This is a genomic window from Citrobacter sp. MGH110, from assembly GCF_001037515.1.
GTDB classification, from domain to species: domain Bacteria; phylum Pseudomonadota; class Gammaproteobacteria; order Enterobacterales; family Enterobacteriaceae; genus Citrobacter; species Citrobacter portucalensis.
In genome coordinates, this window is record NZ_KQ089830.1 from 2,033,002 (window position 1) to 2,047,842 (window position 14,841).

14 protein-coding genes are annotated in these 14,841 nt (G+C 50.2%); 8 read left to right on the forward strand and 6 right to left on the reverse strand.

What is annotated here, in order from left to right:
* Positions 1-18 precede the first annotated feature (18 nt).
* From SK38_RS09760 to SK38_RS09770, 3 genes are all read left to right on the forward strand, one after another.
* Complete coding sequence (locus SK38_RS09760) at positions 19-1,227, forward strand: MFS transporter (RefSeq protein WP_032934393.1); 1,209 nt, start codon at positions 19-21, stop codon at positions 1,225-1,227.
* The gene (locus SK38_RS09765; RefSeq protein WP_048235747.1) at positions 1,227-2,042 is read left to right on the forward strand and encodes a Cof-type HAD-IIB family hydrolase; all 816 of its coding nucleotides are present in this window, start codon (positions 1,227-1,229) and stop codon (positions 2,040-2,042) included. Before SK38_RS09760 ends, SK38_RS09765 begins: the two co-directional genes overlap by 1 nt.
* Before the next feature lie 107 nt (positions 2,043-2,149).
* Entirely contained in the window at positions 2,150-2,431 is a 282-nt protein-coding gene (locus SK38_RS09770) for a hypothetical protein (RefSeq protein WP_003831642.1), read from the forward strand.
* 217 nt (positions 2,432-2,648) lie between these two features.
* On the opposite strand, the gene SK38_RS09775 is transcribed toward SK38_RS09770, so the two are convergent.
* Positions 2,649-3,881 carry an MFS transporter gene (locus tag SK38_RS09775; protein WP_008784235.1) on the reverse strand — a complete coding sequence of 411 codons (1,233 nt, stop codon included), beginning with the start codon at positions 3,879-3,881 and terminating at the stop codon, positions 2,649-2,651.
* A gap of 298 nt (positions 3,882-4,179) precedes the next feature.
* Between SK38_RS09775 and ybjG the strand changes: the two genes are divergently transcribed.
* Together ybjG and deoR are read left to right on the forward strand one after the other, a co-directional pair.
* Positions 4,180-4,788, forward strand: coding sequence for an undecaprenyl-diphosphate phosphatase (gene ybjG / locus SK38_RS09780; RefSeq protein ID WP_003831635.1), 609 nt, complete (start codon positions 4,180-4,182; stop codon positions 4,786-4,788).
* A 64-nt stretch (positions 4,789-4,852) separates the two neighbouring features.
* Positions 4,853-5,611: a DNA-binding transcriptional repressor DeoR gene (gene deoR / locus SK38_RS09785; protein WP_003831632.1), complete on the forward strand. Its 759-nt coding sequence runs from the start codon at positions 4,853-4,855 to the stop codon at positions 5,609-5,611.
* Between the two features lie 45 nt (positions 5,612-5,656).
* On the opposite strand, the gene dacC is transcribed toward deoR, so the two are convergent.
* Positions 5,657-6,859: a serine-type D-Ala-D-Ala carboxypeptidase gene (gene dacC / locus SK38_RS09790; protein ID WP_003831630.1), complete on the reverse strand. Its 1,203-nt coding sequence runs from the start codon at positions 6,857-6,859 to the stop codon at positions 5,657-5,659.
* Between the two features lie 328 nt (positions 6,860-7,187).
* Between dacC and SK38_RS09795 the strand changes: the two genes are divergently transcribed.
* The gene (locus SK38_RS09795) at positions 7,188-7,814 is read left to right on the forward strand and encodes a glutathione S-transferase family protein (RefSeq protein ID WP_003831628.1); all 627 of its coding nucleotides are present in this window, start codon (positions 7,188-7,190) and stop codon (positions 7,812-7,814) included.
* Positions 7,815-7,819: 5 nt separating this feature from the next.
* Here the strand turns inward: SK38_RS09795 and SK38_RS09800 are convergent, their stop codons facing one another.
* Together SK38_RS09800 and bssR are read right to left on the reverse strand one after the other, a co-directional pair.
* A complete protein-coding gene (locus SK38_RS09800; protein WP_048235748.1) occupies positions 7,820-8,917 on the reverse strand; it encodes a PQQ-dependent sugar dehydrogenase in 1,098 nt (365 codons plus the stop codon).
* Between the two features lie 102 nt (positions 8,918-9,019).
* Entirely contained in the window at positions 9,020-9,403 is a 384-nt protein-coding gene (gene bssR / locus SK38_RS09805; protein ID WP_003831623.1) for a biofilm formation regulator BssR, read from the reverse strand.
* Between the two features lie 220 nt (positions 9,404-9,623).
* On the opposite strand from bssR, the gene SK38_RS09810 reads away from it, so the two are divergent.
* Positions 9,624-10,547 carry a LysR family transcriptional regulator gene (locus SK38_RS09810; RefSeq protein ID WP_048235749.1) on the forward strand — a complete coding sequence of 308 codons (924 nt, stop codon included), beginning with the start codon at positions 9,624-9,626 and terminating at the stop codon, positions 10,545-10,547.
* Between the two features lie 35 nt (positions 10,548-10,582).
* Here the strand turns inward: SK38_RS09810 and glgP are convergent, their stop codons facing one another.
* Both glgP and SK38_RS23905 read right to left on the reverse strand, forming a co-directional pair.
* A complete protein-coding gene (gene glgP / locus SK38_RS09815; RefSeq protein ID WP_048235752.1) occupies positions 10,583-13,033 on the reverse strand; it encodes a glycogen phosphorylase in 2,451 nt (816 codons plus the stop codon).
* Between the two features lie 51 nt (positions 13,034-13,084).
* Positions 13,085-13,270, reverse strand: coding sequence for a glycine cleavage system protein T (locus SK38_RS23905; protein WP_231587313.1), 186 nt, complete (start codon positions 13,268-13,270; stop codon positions 13,085-13,087).
* Between the two features lie 231 nt (positions 13,271-13,501).
* Between SK38_RS23905 and rimO the strand changes: the two genes are divergently transcribed.
* Positions 13,502-14,809, forward strand: a complete 1,308-nt coding sequence (rimO, locus tag SK38_RS09820; RefSeq protein WP_003831616.1) for a 30S ribosomal protein S12 methylthiotransferase RimO — start codon at positions 13,502-13,504, stop codon at positions 14,807-14,809.
* Positions 14,810-14,841: the final 32 nt, after the last annotated feature.

Here is a 14,841-nt window from a genome sequence, read left to right on the forward strand (position 1 = left end):
TTTCTTTGGCTCGAATTCATGACTGGCATCTCATCACGCAAAGCCTTAAGACGTCGCACCTGGGCGCTGTTCACGTTCTTCTTTTTACCAGGATTATTAATGGCCTCCTGGGCAACGCGTACCCCTGCCATCAGAGATATCCTCTCCATCTCCACTGCCGAAATGGGCGCGGTGTTGTTTGGGCTCTCTATTGGTTCGATGAGTGGCATACTTTGTTCGGCCTGGCTGGTGAAACGATTTGGCACGCGTAAGGTGATTCGCACCACCATGTCTTGTGCAGTCCTCGGAATGGCGATCCTCAGCGTAGCGCTCTGGCTGCATTCCGCATGGCTTTTCGCGTTTGGCCTGGGCGTATTTGGCGCCAGCTTTGGTGCGGCAGAAGTTGCCATCAACGTCGAAGGTGCGGCAGTTGAGCGCGAAATGAACAAAACCGTGCTGCCGATGATGCACGGTTTTTACAGCCTGGGAACGTTGGCAGGGGCTGGAGTTGGAATGATGCTTACCGCCTTCAGCGTCCCGGCTACCGCGCATATTCTTTTGGCTGCAATGGTTGCTATCACACCTATTTTCATCGCCATCAAAGCTATTCCTGACGGCACGGGCAAAAATGCCGCTGACGGTTCTCACTCCGGTGAAAAAGGACTGCCTTTTTATCGTGATATCCAGCTATTGCTGATCGGCGTTGTAGTGCTGGCGATGGCATTTGCTGAAGGTTCCGCCAACGACTGGCTTCCACTGTTAATGGTGGACGGACATGGATTTAGCCCGACCTCAGGCTCGCTGATTTATGCCGGTTTTACGCTGGGTATGACCGTTGGGCGATTTACCGGTGGCTGGTTCATCGACCGTTACAGCCGCGTTGCGGTGGTGCGCGCCAGTGCGCTGATGGGCGCTCTCGGGATTAGCCTGATTATTTTTGTCGACAGCTCCTGGGTGGCCGGTGTGTCCGTTATTCTGTGGGGACTCGGCGCATCGCTCGGCTTCCCGCTGACCATTTCAGCCGCCAGCGACACCGGCCCCGATGCCCCAACCCGCGTCAGCGTTGTGGCGACCACCGGTTACCTGGCGTTCCTTGTTGGACCGCCGCTGCTAGGCTATCTGGGTGAACACTATGGCCTGCGCAGCGCTATGTTGGTGGTGCTGGCGCTGGTGCTTGTCGCCGCCGTCGTCGCGAAAGCGGTAGCGAAACCGGATCTCAAAAATACTACGGTGATGGAGAACAGCTAATGAGTATCAAATTAATTGCGGTCGACATGGACGGCACATTTTTAAGCGACCAAAAAACCTATAACCGTGAGCGCTTTATGGTGCAATACCGCCAGATGAAAGAACAAGGGATCCGCTTTGTGGTCGCCAGCGGCAACCAATATTATCAGTTGATTTCCTTTTTCCCCGAACTGGCCAATGAGATCTCATTTGTCGCCGAAAACGGCGGTTGGGTGGTCAGTGAAGGAGAAGATGTCTTTAACGGCGAACTGGCTAAAGACGATTTCCATGCCATCGTGGATCATCTGCTGACCCGCGCCGATATCGACATTATTGCCTGCGGTAAAAACAGCGCCTATACGCTCAAAAAATACAGCGATGAGCATAAATCCGTTTCCGCCATGTACTATCATCGTCTTGAATTTGTAGATAATTTTGACAATCTCAACGACGTTTTTTTCAAATTCGGGCTGAATATTTCCGACGACCGAATTCCACAGGTACAGGCCGATCTCCACGAGGCGATTGGCGATATTATGGTACCGGTTCATACCGGCTACGGCAGCATCGACTTAATAATTCCCGGCGTGCATAAGGCTAACGGTCTGCGCCTGCTGCAACAACGCTGGAATATTAACGACAATGAAGTTGTTGTGTTTGGCGATGGCGGAAATGATATTGAGATGCTGCGTCAGGCAGGATTTAGTTTTGCAATGGCCAACGCCCATGAGCCGGTGATCGAGGCGGCAAAATATCGCGCAGGCTCGAACAACGAAGAGGGCGTTCTGGATATTATCGACCGCGTGTTAAAGAATGAAGCACCGTTTACGCATTAACGGCTCAGCACAGACGGCAACAAAATGATGGCATGATCTATTCATAATCCGCCTCAAATTAACCCGCTGGATTATTACTTCCAGTGAATATTTCAGGCGAGCGGATCATGAAGAAAAGTGTACTGATGGCGACATTGTTGCTGGGCTTTGCGGGGACAACATTTGCACAAAGCGTTACCGTTGATGTCCCCAGCGGTTATAAAGTGGTGGTAGTACCCTCTTCCGTCAGCGTGCCCCAGGCGGTCAGCGTAACGACCGCACCACAAACGGTATATGTTGCTCCAGCGCCTGCTCCGGCCCCTGTCTATCGCGCACATCCTTATGCGCGACATGTGGCAAGCGTCGGTGAAGGGATGGTTATCGAACATCAGATTGACGACCACCACTAAGTTGTCGCCAGGCCCGGACAACCGTAATACTGGTCAGTTAAGATCTTTGGTGAGCGGTAGGCCGGATAAGGCGTTTACGCCGCCATCCGGCAATTTGCTACAGGCCGCCGGATGGCGCTTCGCTTATCCGGCCTACAGCGTGATTCTATTATCAACATAATGATGAATTTATCGGCGTCATTATGCTTATCTGCGCTGGATTGCGGAAATCCGGACCTTAGCCTTCCCGGGAATTCCCTACCCTTTTATCTTTCAGGAAGATAACCATCAGAATCAGCCACAGTACGCCGCTTGCCAGATTGAACAGGCTGAACAAGCCGTTCCCTCCCAGCAGATACGCGTGTTTACTCAGCTCAATACCAACGGTAAAAATCAGCATCTGCAGCATACCCATTGCGGCAGAAACGGTACCCTTACTCATTTCGCTGGCAAACAGCGTCAGGCGCACCAGCCCCGCATTCGCCACGCCAATGCCAAACGCATAGATACTCAAACCCGCCGTCATCCATAGATATGCATGGGATGACACCACCGTGGCCGCAGCGGCAATAATCAGGCCAACGGCGATTGGCCAGCCGCCCATGATAATTAGCGAACGCACGGTTTTTCGCGAAGTCAGACGCGCCAGCACCAGGTTACCGGCAATCAACGCGCCAAAAATCGGCACCTGCAACAGACCATATTCGTAGCTGCTGAGATGTTCACCACTGATGATAATAATCGGGGACTGCGCAATCCACGCCAGTAACGGCAGGCTGACAAAACCCAACGCCAGCGCGCCTGCAACGAAGCGCACGTTCCTCAGCACCAGCTTATAATCCTTGCCCAGCTCTTTAATGGATAGCTTTTCACCAAGCCGGGTCGCTGTTTCCGGCATCGCCCGTTGCAGACCAAAAAAGGAGATGGCCGCCAGAGCAGCAAACAGGATGAACATCCCTTCCCACGGCAGAACATGCACCCAGGCTGCGCCTACCAACGGCCCCAGTAGTGGCGCAATCAGCGCCACGTTTGCCATCAGCGCGGTAATTTTTATGCAGACCGCTTCTTCAAAGGATTCCTGAATGGCGGCGTAACCCACCGCACCAATAAAGCACAGGCTTATCCCCTGCAAAAAACGCAGGAAGGTAAATTGCTCAATATTCTGTGCAAGCAGGGTTGCAAGGCAGGTAACGATGAACCAGATCACGCCGGTTAACATTACCGGGCGACGACCAATACGGTCCGACAGCGGTCCTAACAACCACTGCAAAAACATGCCGCCTGCCAGATAGGCGGTCATGGACGTAGGTACCCAATCTAATCCGGCGTTATATTGCGCCACCACCGCCAACATTCCGGGCTGGATCATATCGTTGCCGATATAAGTGGAGAATTCGTAAAGTACCAGACAGAGCGGGAAAAGTAATGCCTGACGCCCTAAACGGACGCCTGAAGATAAACGGTTCTGCATGCAATCTCTTAACTATAGAAAAATCGCGCAAAGTGTAATAAATGCGCCGTACTGGTGATAGTGAATTATGTGATTTGAAAGCAAAATGCGCACATTTTTACACTCATTTGCTCAAGAACATTTTGCTTTAAGGTTAATTTAAGTTGAGACCGCTATCATGCTCAATAAGCCTCATAAATTGTCTTAAAAATCGTCATTTAACAGGCAAATAAGACAAGACCGCTTTTTATCCCGTGAAAGCAATTTTATGCTCTTCCCCCTATGGGCCTTTTTAACGATTACACTGAGTCTGGACGTTATGCTGGAAAATCTGAACAATTCGCTTTTTTACTTGATCAATGCAACACCCGACTCTGCGCAATGGGCAATTTCGCTCGCCATTTTCATTGCCAAAGATCTGATCAGCATTGTGCCGCTGTTAGCCGTTGTGCTCTGGCTTTGGGGACCTCGTGGTCAGGTTACGCTCCAGCGCCAGTTGGTCATCAAAATGGCCATTGCGTTAGTAGTCGGTCTGACGATTTCCTGGCTGATGGGGCATCTTTTCCCCCACGATCGTCCGTTCGTTAACCACATCGGCTATAACTTCCTGCACCATGCGGCAGATGACTCTTTCCCGAGCGACCACGGTACGGTTATCTTTACCTTTGCTCTGGCCTTTCTGTTCTGGCATCGCTTGTGGACGGGTGCTCTGCTGATGGTTGTCGCCGTGGCGATTGCCTGGTCACGTGTTTACCTTGGCGTTCACTGGCCGCTGGATATGCTGGGCGGATTACTGGCCGGGTTGATCGGTTGCCTGAGCGCCCAGATGATCTGGCAACGGTTCGGCACAACCTTGTACCTCGGCTTGCAGACGTGCTATCGCACCTGCTTCGCTCTCCCCATCCGTAAAGGTTGGGTACGTGACTAACCCGCGGTAAAAAGAGTAGTATTAAGCGCGAAACTGAGCACTTAATCTATTCTCCAGGGGAATTATGGAAACTCGACGCGACGAGCGTATTGGTCAATTACTGCAGGCGCTGAAACGCAGCGATAAATTACACCTCAAAGAAGCCGCGACGTTGCTGGGCGTATCTGAGATGACCATTCGTCGCGACCTGAATAATCATGATGCTCCCGTCGTGCTGCTCGGGGGCTATATTGTTCTGGAACCCCGCAGCGCTAACCACTATTTAATCAGCGATCAAAAATCCCGTCTGGTTGATGAAAAGCGTCGCGCTGCCCAGCAGGCGGCGAGTCTCGTGCAGGCGCATCAGACCATCTTTTTCGATTGCGGTACGACCACGCCGTGGATCATTGAAGCGATCGACAATGAACTGCCCTTCACCGCAATCTGCTACTCGTTGAATACGTTTCTGGTACTGCAGGAAAAACCGCAGTGCCGCGTCATTCTGTGTGGTGGTGAATTCCATGCCAGTAACGCGATTTTTAAACCGCTCGATTTCCAGGAAACGCTGAACAACCTCTGTCCGGATATCGCCTTTTATTCCGCAGCAGGTGTTCACATCGAAAAAGGCGCGACCTGCTTTAATCTGGAAGAACTGCCGGTGAAGCACTGGGCAATGTCGATGGCGCAGCATCACGTTTTGGTGGTCGATCACAGCAAGTTTGGTAAGGTGCGACCTGCAAGGATGGGGGAATTAAAACGCTTTGATACCATCATCAGTGATAACCGCCCTGACGATGCGTTTGTTGAGTACGCTAAAGCGCAACGTATCACGCTGAAGTACTAACAGATACTGCCGGACGGCGATTGCGCCATCCGGCAATAGATAAGATTAAGAGAACCAACCACCAAACCACTGGTGGAATTTCATCATCACAAAGTCCCACATGCGGCTAAAGAAACCACCCTCTTCCACATCTTCCATCACCATCAACGGACGCTGCTCAATGGATTTTCCGTTCAACTGGAAGTCGATAGTGCCCACAACCTGACCTTTCTTCAGCGGTGCTGTTAGCTGTGGTTCAGTCAGGGTAAAGCTGGCCTTCAGGTTTTTGAGCTGGCCACGCGGAATGGTCACAGAACCCCCTTCTCCGGCGCCCAAATTCACTTCACTCTTATCGCCAAACCAGACGCGCTGGGTCACGAAAGTCGCATCCGGCTTGATCGGCGTAACGGTTTCAAAAAAGCGGAAGCCCCAGGTCAGCAGCTTTTCTGACTCATTAAAACGAATGCGGTCGGTTTTTGCTCCCAGCACCACGGAGATCAGGCGCATATCGCCCTGGGTCGCGGAGGCCACCAGGTTGTATCCCGCCCCGGCAGTGGTCCCGGTTTTCATACCATCCACGTTCAGGTTGGTGCTCCACAACAGACGGTTGCGGTTCGGTTGACGTATTTTATTGAAGGTAAATTCTTTCTCTTTGTGAATAGCGTACTCTTCCGGCACATCGTGGATTAACGCCTTCCCGAGCAGCGCCATATCACGTGCGGTACTGAACTGTCCTGCCGCATCCAGGCCATGCACCGTCTGGAAAGTCGTGTTAGTCAACCCCAGTTTTTTCGCATAGCCGTTCATCAGACCAATAAAGGATTCCTGGCTGCCAGCAACGTAATCAGCGAGTGCAATACAGGCATCGTTACCTGACTGAATGATAACGCCTTTATTCAGATCGGACACCGCAACCTGATCGCCGGGCTTGAGGAACATGACCGACGAACCGCGCAGGGCTGGATTACCGGTCGCCCAGGCGTCTTTGCCCACGGTGACCATGTCGTTGAGGTTAATTTTTCCGGCCTTCAGCGCCTGCCCAACCACATAGCTGGTCATGATTTTGGTCAGACTGGCAGGATCCAGTTTCTCATCAGCATTACCTTCCGCCAGCACCTTACCACTGGCGTAATCCATCAGAATCCACGCGCGCGCGTCCACGCTCGGCGGGGCCGTCGGTTGCTCCGCCGCCTGTACGGTCGGCACCAAAAGGATTAAGAGTGCAGAACCTGCAGCAAAGCTGCGAAGTGAAGAGAAGTATTGCGTCATAAATGCCACCCGAGTATCCATTCCAAAAAACCACGTCATACCACACCGTGTTTACACAAAACCGGCCAAGCGACCTCGACCAACCCATGCAGAAAAAGTCTGATGGATGACGTGTAAAATAAGTGCGGTGAGTAATAACGCACTAACGAGCTTAAAGAAACCGTAAGTTGGTAAAGTTTTTAAAGTTTATGCAATAACGCCGCGCTGCGCTGCTCCTGGCACGATTTTTTTAGACTTTGTTGCGTAAATATTAGGTTTACCCCACCATGTGAGCTAGTCAGATGGCATCTGCAGCCATAAAGCTGCTCAATTAATTTGCGGGGTTACTATGATTACACTGTGGGGTCGCAATAACTCGACCAACGTAAAAAAAGTATTGTGGACGCTCGAGGAACTGGAACTGCCATATAACCAAATTCTGGCGGGCGGGCAGCATGGCGGTAACCGCGATGCCGACTATCTGGCACTGAACCCGAACGGACTGGTCCCGCTACTACGCGATGATGAAACGGACGTTGTTCTGTGGGAATCCAATACCATTGTCCGCTATCTGGCCGCTCAGTACGGACAAAAACGTTTGTGGATTGACGCCCCGGCCGCGCGCGCCGTCGGTGAAAAATGGATGGACTGGGCAAATCAGACGCTAAGCCCTGCGCATCGGGTTATCTTATTTGGTTTGGTCAGAACACCTGCCGATCAGCGCGATATGGCGGCCATTGAGGCAAGTAAGCAAGTTTGCGATAACCTGTTTGCCATTCTGGATAACGCGCTGGCAGACCAGCCATGGTTCTCCGGGGCTGAATTTGGCACCGCGGATATCGCTGTGGCACCGTTCATCTATAACCTGTTCAACGTTGGCCTGAGCTGGACCCCGCGCCCGCATCTGGAACGCTGGTATCAACAACTGACCGAGCGCCCGGCGTTTCAAAAAATCGTGATGATCCCGGTCAGCTAACCAAATCAGGGACTCACTTTCAGTAATTCCCCGTCGGACTCGTCGGTTAGCACGTACAAATAACCGTCTGGTCCGACGCGCACATCACGGATCCGCTGCCCCCTTTCCTGCAACAGGCGACCATCCTCAGTCACCGTATTCCCTTTAACGCTCAGCACGATCACTTCTTTATCTTTCAACGCGCCGATGAACAACTTTTGCCGCCACTGCGGGAAGGTACCGCTATTGTAAAAAGCCATTCCACTAACCGCCGGCGACTTTTCCCAGTAAAAGATGGGTTGTTCCGTGCCAGCAACAATTTGACCTTTTGCTTCGGGAATTTTCAAACCACTGTAGTTAACCCCCCAGGTCGCGATAGGCCAGCCGTAATTTTTCCCTTTCTCGGGGATATTAATTTCATCGCCTCCGCGTGGACCGTGCTCATTGAGCCACAACACATCACTCCACGGATTCATCGCCATACCCTGCGGGTTACGGATGCCATACGACCAAATCTCTGCCCGCACTCCCGCCATGTTCACAAACGGATTATCCGGCGGAATTTTTCCCTCGTCGGTCAGTCTGACTAATTTACCCTGCAATTTATCCAGGTCCTGGGCGGTAGCGCGTTGATTATTCTCTCCCAGGCCAATAAACAGATAACCGTTACCATCAAATACCAGACGTCCACCAAAATGGTTCCCGGTGGAAAGCTTTGGCTGTTGGCGAAAAACGGTCTGAAATCCTTGCAGATGTTTGAGATCGTCACTCAATCGCCCGTAGCCTACCGCGGTGCCCGCTTTGCCTTCGCGGTCGGCTTCAGCGAAGCTTAGCCATACCCGGCGAGATTGTACAAAATCCGGTGCTAACGCCACATCAAGCAGTCCTCCCTGACCATTCGCCCAGACTTTTGGTACGCCGGTCAGCGGGTCGGAAAGCCCTTTATCTGGCTGCCAGAGTCGAAGCTGGCCGCCTTTAAGCGTAATGAGCATACCGCGATTGTCGGGTAAAAAAGCCAGCGACCACGGGTGATCGAGTTTGGTTTGCAGTACTTCCACTTTTACCGCGGCGGCATAAGTGGAAAATAGCGCAAGTGGAATAGCACAGAGAAAGAGTCGACGCATAACACCTCCTGAATAGCTCTGCATAAAGCGTAGCCAGCAAGGGGAATTATCCTGCCATATTTACATAATCTTAACGAAAAGGGGGAGCGCCCTCCCCCTGATTCAGACGTGTTCCAGCGTTGGGTAAGATTGCAAACTCTGGATACTTAGCGTCAGCGTTGTCAGGCAGTTTTCCAGTTTCTCTGCGTTAACGGCGATAAACGTTGGACAATCGTGATGTCCACTCATAAGACAAACAGCGGCGGCGGCTAACGCCCCTTCAGCACGATGAAGGGCATTCCACTCTTCCTGATCAAGATGCATACCGTGAAGCTGTGATTGCTCGCGCAATTCGCGATTCAGTGCAAAAAAAACATCACGCAGGCGATCGCTCTCGCTAACTGACATGTAGCCTTTCGCTTTTCTCAACTGCAGATAAGCGGCAAGTTCGATACGGGCGTTTATCAATTTGTTGAGAAGATCGGTTCTCAGTCTGTCAACAACCATACTTTGTTCCTCCTCTTTCCAACTATGGTGCAACTTAATAGTATGGTTGTTTTTTGAACAAATAGATGTCCTACATCAATAAAGCCCAATTGATTAACATAATTTACAATGTTACAACTTCATTCTGTACGCTTATCGAAGGCGCCCAGTGTCTGACTCGCCTGACTTTTTTTGCTATACCTGATGTGGTTACTGCCATGGTGTTGATGATGAGGGGTCTATGTCGAAAGCAAATGATGCAGAAAAAATACGCACACTATCAAAAATAGATCTCAATCTGCTGACCATTTTCTGTTTGATCTATAGCGTGGGTAGCATTTCCAGAGTTGCTGACATGCTGAACATATCACCTTCCGCCGTCAGCCAGTCATTAAGAAAACTGCGCAAAATGATGGGTGATAATCTTTTTGTCCGTAGCGGGAATGCACTGTTACCGACGGTCTATTCTGATGAACTGTATGATAATACAATCCCAATTATCGATAAGCTGTCAACGCTGATGCCGCTTTCCACGCCTGCCGCCAAGAAAAGGTTAACGCTTTATACGGAATCTTTTATTTCCCCTATCGTTATTCCAGATGTCACCGCCAGAATAATCGAGACTGACGCCGATATCAGCCTCCTGCACCTTACCGCCGACCTGAATGAACAGAGTATTATTGAACTGCTGAATATGCGTCAGGCAGATGTCGTTTTTTCGACCTTTTCTGTAGAGTCAGCAAGTCTTTCATGCCAGAAAATATGCGATATGCGCCTGGTGCTGGCGGCCTCGCAGAATAATTCTTTATATGGTAACACCATCAGTGAAGCGCAATTCAGAAACGCTAACCTGGTCGGTTACAATACTAAGAATGAGAAAATCATTTATCATCGCAGTATTGTGGATAAAAAATTCAGAACCGGAGAACGCTGCCTGCTTACCTCATCGTTTACGGCGATTCTGACGATTGTGTCCAATACCCATTGTTTAGGGGTGATCCCGGAAAAGGTATTTGAAACACACGCTCAGCTGTATGGACTAAAAAAAATAAACACTCCGTTTCCCTTGCCACAATTTAGCGTGTTTGCCTCATCGCGCAAAGAAAGCAATACCCACAAAATACTCTCACCTATTCTGGCTGATTTGCAAACAGCCTCCCTGTGATGAAAACCAGAGAGGCTGAGCGTTAGAAAAACTGATTACACGCGAATTTTTGCTATGCGCCAGATATGGTCGGCATATTCCTGAACCGTTCTGTCCGACGAGAAATACCCCATGTTAGCAATATTGTGCATGGTTTTTGTCGTCCACTCCCGGGGAGTACGATACAACTCGTCCACCGAATCCTGGCAATCTACATAGCTGCGATAATCGGCCAACACCTGATAGTAGTCGCCGAAGTTAATCAATGAATCCAACACCTCTCTATAACGCCCTGGCTCCTGCGGACTGAACACCCCCGTACCGATTTGCGTCAGCACCTGATGAAGTTCCTCATCCTTTTCAAAGATGTTCCTCGGGTCATAGCCATCACGTCGCAGAGTTTCAACCTGATTCGCCGTATTGCCAAAGATAAAGATGTTATCTTCCCCAACGTATTCGCGCATTTCGATATTCGCACCGTCGAGCGTACCGATAGTCAGCGCACCATTCATACCGAATTTCATATTACTGGTCCCGGAGGCTTCCGTCCCGGCCAGGGAAATTTGCTCTGACAGATCGGCTGCCGGAATAATTAGCTGAGCAAGACTGACGCTGTAATCCGGAATAAATACTACTTTCAGTTTGCCGCCAATCTGCGGATCGTTATTGACTAACTGCGCCACATCGTTAATCAAGCGAATAATTTGTTTTGCCATGTGATAAGAGGAGGCTGCTTTTCCGGCAAAGATATTCACTCGCGGTACCCAGTTGGCATCCGGCGCGGCTTTGATCCGGTTATAACGTGTAATAACGTGGAGCACATTCATGAGTTGCCGCTTGTACTCGTGGATGCGTTTCACCTGCACATCAAACAGCGCATCAGGATTCACCACCACGCCGTAGTGAGTGGCAATATGTTGCGCCAGCCGCTGCTTATTTTCACGTTTCGCACGATGCACAGCCTCATTCACCGACGGATAATCTATAAACTGCTTCAGCTCGCCCAACTGCATTAATTTAGTCCGCCAGCTGTCACCGATATTTTCGTCCAGCACTTTAGCAAGCGGTGGATTCGCCAGCGCCAGCCAACGACGCGCAGTCACACCATTGGTTACGTTGGTGAAACGCAGGGGAAAAATATTCGCAAAATCTGCAAACAGTGATTCGGTCATCAGTTTTGAATGCAATGCCGACACGCCGTTAACCTTATGACTGACAACTACCGCCAGCCAGGCCATACGAACGACGCGACCATTGGATTCATCAATTAACGACACACGTTTCAGTAGATCGCTGTCATTACGATAACGTTCCTGTAAGGTCTTCAGAAAACGATCGTTAATCTCAAAAATAATCTGCAAATGGCGCGGCAAAATTCGACTTAGCATTTCTACTGGCCAGGTCTCCAGCGCCTCACTCATCAACGTATGGTTGGTATAAGAAAAAATCTGACAGGTCACGTCAAACGCGTTATCCCAACTAAACTGATGATGATCAATCAATAAACGCATCAACTCAGGGATCGCCAGTACCGGATGCGTATCATTAAGGTGAATCGCAATTTTATCGGCCAGATTGTCGTATGTTTTGTGCAACTGATAATGACGACTCAGAATATCCTGAATCGTCGCCGAGGCCAGGAAATAGGCCTGGCGTAAACGCAATTCACGCCCCGCATCGGTGGAATCATCCGGGTACAAAACCCGCGAGATACGATCGAAGTGGTATTTGTTTTCCACTTCAGTAGCAAAGTCGGCCTGCTGATTCAGTTTGCCCGCATTAACTTCGCTATTCACCTGCACGTTCCACAAGCGTAACGTATTAGTCGTGTCCGTCGCATAACCTGGAATAATTTGATCATGCGCCACGGCCAGAATATCCTCAGTTTCAAGCCAGCGGGTTTTATTCCCCTCCTGTTGAACACGCCCGCCAAAACGTACTTTATAATGCGTATTATGACGTTTGAACTCCCAGGGATTACCGTATTCCAGCCAATAATCCAGCGACTCTTTTTGTACACCGTTAACGATATTTTGTTTGAACATACCGTAGTTATAACGAATACCGTATCCACATCCCGGCAACCCAAGCGTCGCCAGTGAATCAAGGAAGCAGGCCGCCAGACGACCGAGACCACCATTACCTAACCCGGGATCGTTTTCTTCATCAATCAGTTCTTCCAGTTCAAGCCCCATTGCCTCCAGCGCGCTTCTGACTTCGTCATAAATACCTAAAGAGAGCAATGCATTGGATAGCGTACGACCAATTAAAAATTCCATCGACAGATAATATACCTGGCGCGCATCCTGAGAGAATTGCGCCCGATTAGAACGGTGCCAGCACTCGACCATCCGATCGCGTACCGCATATAACGTCGCATTAAGCCACTCCCGTTTCGTGGCGATTGCGGGATCTTTGCCAATAGTGAATAAAAGCTTATTAGCAATATCATCTCTAAGTTTATCAACATCAGAGTCCGTGGCGACCGGAAGTGGCGAAATATACATATTAACGTTACCTTTCAAATTTTGTAGGATGGTAATAGACAGGTGAATTATTTAAAGTTTGGGTACGTAAGCGTTAGCTTTTTGTCGAATATTTTCATGACTGGCGATGAACGTTAATTCTGTCATTAATACACGCCAACTTAAGCCTGTGGCAAGTGAGATATAATATAAACTCACACCATTAGCATAAAGAGTTTTAGCCATTTCAAGTTTCGACTTCAAAACAATATCTTTCAAATTAAACCTCATTAGTAACGCTCGACGAGATAAAATTTACGATAATGAGTGTCTATAGCCAAGAAGCGGCACTTAAAGCCGGAATTAGACTCACTAAACACCTTTCACTGACCGATCTACTCTTTATAGGTATCGCTCTTTATTCTCTCCGTCTTATGCTGATCAGATATAGATGTACCGTGAAGGCATCTGTATAATCCCCCGATTACGAGCAATGTACAGTATAAGAAAATGGCAAAAATTGGTTTTATATCACTAGGTTGTCCGAAAAACCTCGTCGATTCTGAGCGCATCCTGACCGAACTTCGTACCGAAGGCTATGATGTTGTGCCAAGCTACGACGACGCGGATATGGTTATCGTTAATACCTGCGGCTTTATCGACAGTGCGGTTCAGGAGTCCCTGGAAGCAATTGGCGAAGCGCTGAATGAGAACGGTAAGGTGATTGTCACCGGCTGTCTGGGCGCGAAAGTCGATCAGATCCGTGAAGTCCACCCGAAGGTACTGGAAATCACCGGGCCGCATAGCTATGAACAGGTTCTGGAGCACGTTCACCACTATGTGCCAAAACCAAAACACAACCCGTTCCAGAGCCTGGTTCCTGAGCAGGGCGTTAAGCTGACTCCTCGCCATTACGCCTATCTGAAGATTTCCGAGGGCTGTAACCACCGCTGCACGTTCTGCATTATTCCATCCATGCGCGGCGATCTGGTGAGCCGTCCGATTGGCGACGTCCTCAGCGAAGCCAAGCGTCTGGTCGATGCGGGCGTGAAAGAGATTCTGGTAATCTCCCAGGATACCTCTGCTTACGGTGTAGATGTGAAGCATCGTACCGGTTTCCATAACGGCGAGCCGGTCAAAACCAGCATGGTTGATCTGTGCGAACAGTTATCAAAACTGGGGATCTGGACGCGCCTCCATTACGTCTACCCTTACCCGCACGTTGATGATGTGATCCCGCTGATGGCGGAAGGCAAAATCCTGCCGTATCTGGACATCCCGTTACAGCATGCCAGCCCGCGTATTCTTAAACTGATGAAACGCCCGGGCTCCGTGGACAGACAGCTGGCGCGCATCAAGCAGTGGCGTGAAATCTGCCCTGAACTGACGCTGCGCTCCACCTTCATTGTTGGTTTCCCGGGTGAAACGGAAGAAGACTTCCAGATGTTGCTCGACTTCCTGAAGGAAGCGCGTCTGGATCGCGTGGGCTGCTTTAAATACAGCCCGGTAGAAGGCGCTGGCGCTAATGACCTGCCGGATCAAATCCCGGAAGAGGTGAAAGAAGAACGCTGGAACCGCTTTATGCAATTGCAGCAGCAGATCTCTGCTGAACGTTTGCAGGAGAAAGTGGGCCGCGAGATTCTGGTTATCGTTGATGAAGTTGACGAAGAAGGCGCAATTGGTCGTAGCATGGCTGATGCCCCGGAAATCGACGGCGCGGTATACCTGAATGGTGAAACCAAGGTGAAACCTGGCGATATCATCCGCGTGAAGGTCGAAAACGCAGATGAATACGATCTGTGGGGCACCCGCGTTTAATTAGCGTAACCCAACGTAGGCCGGATAAGGCA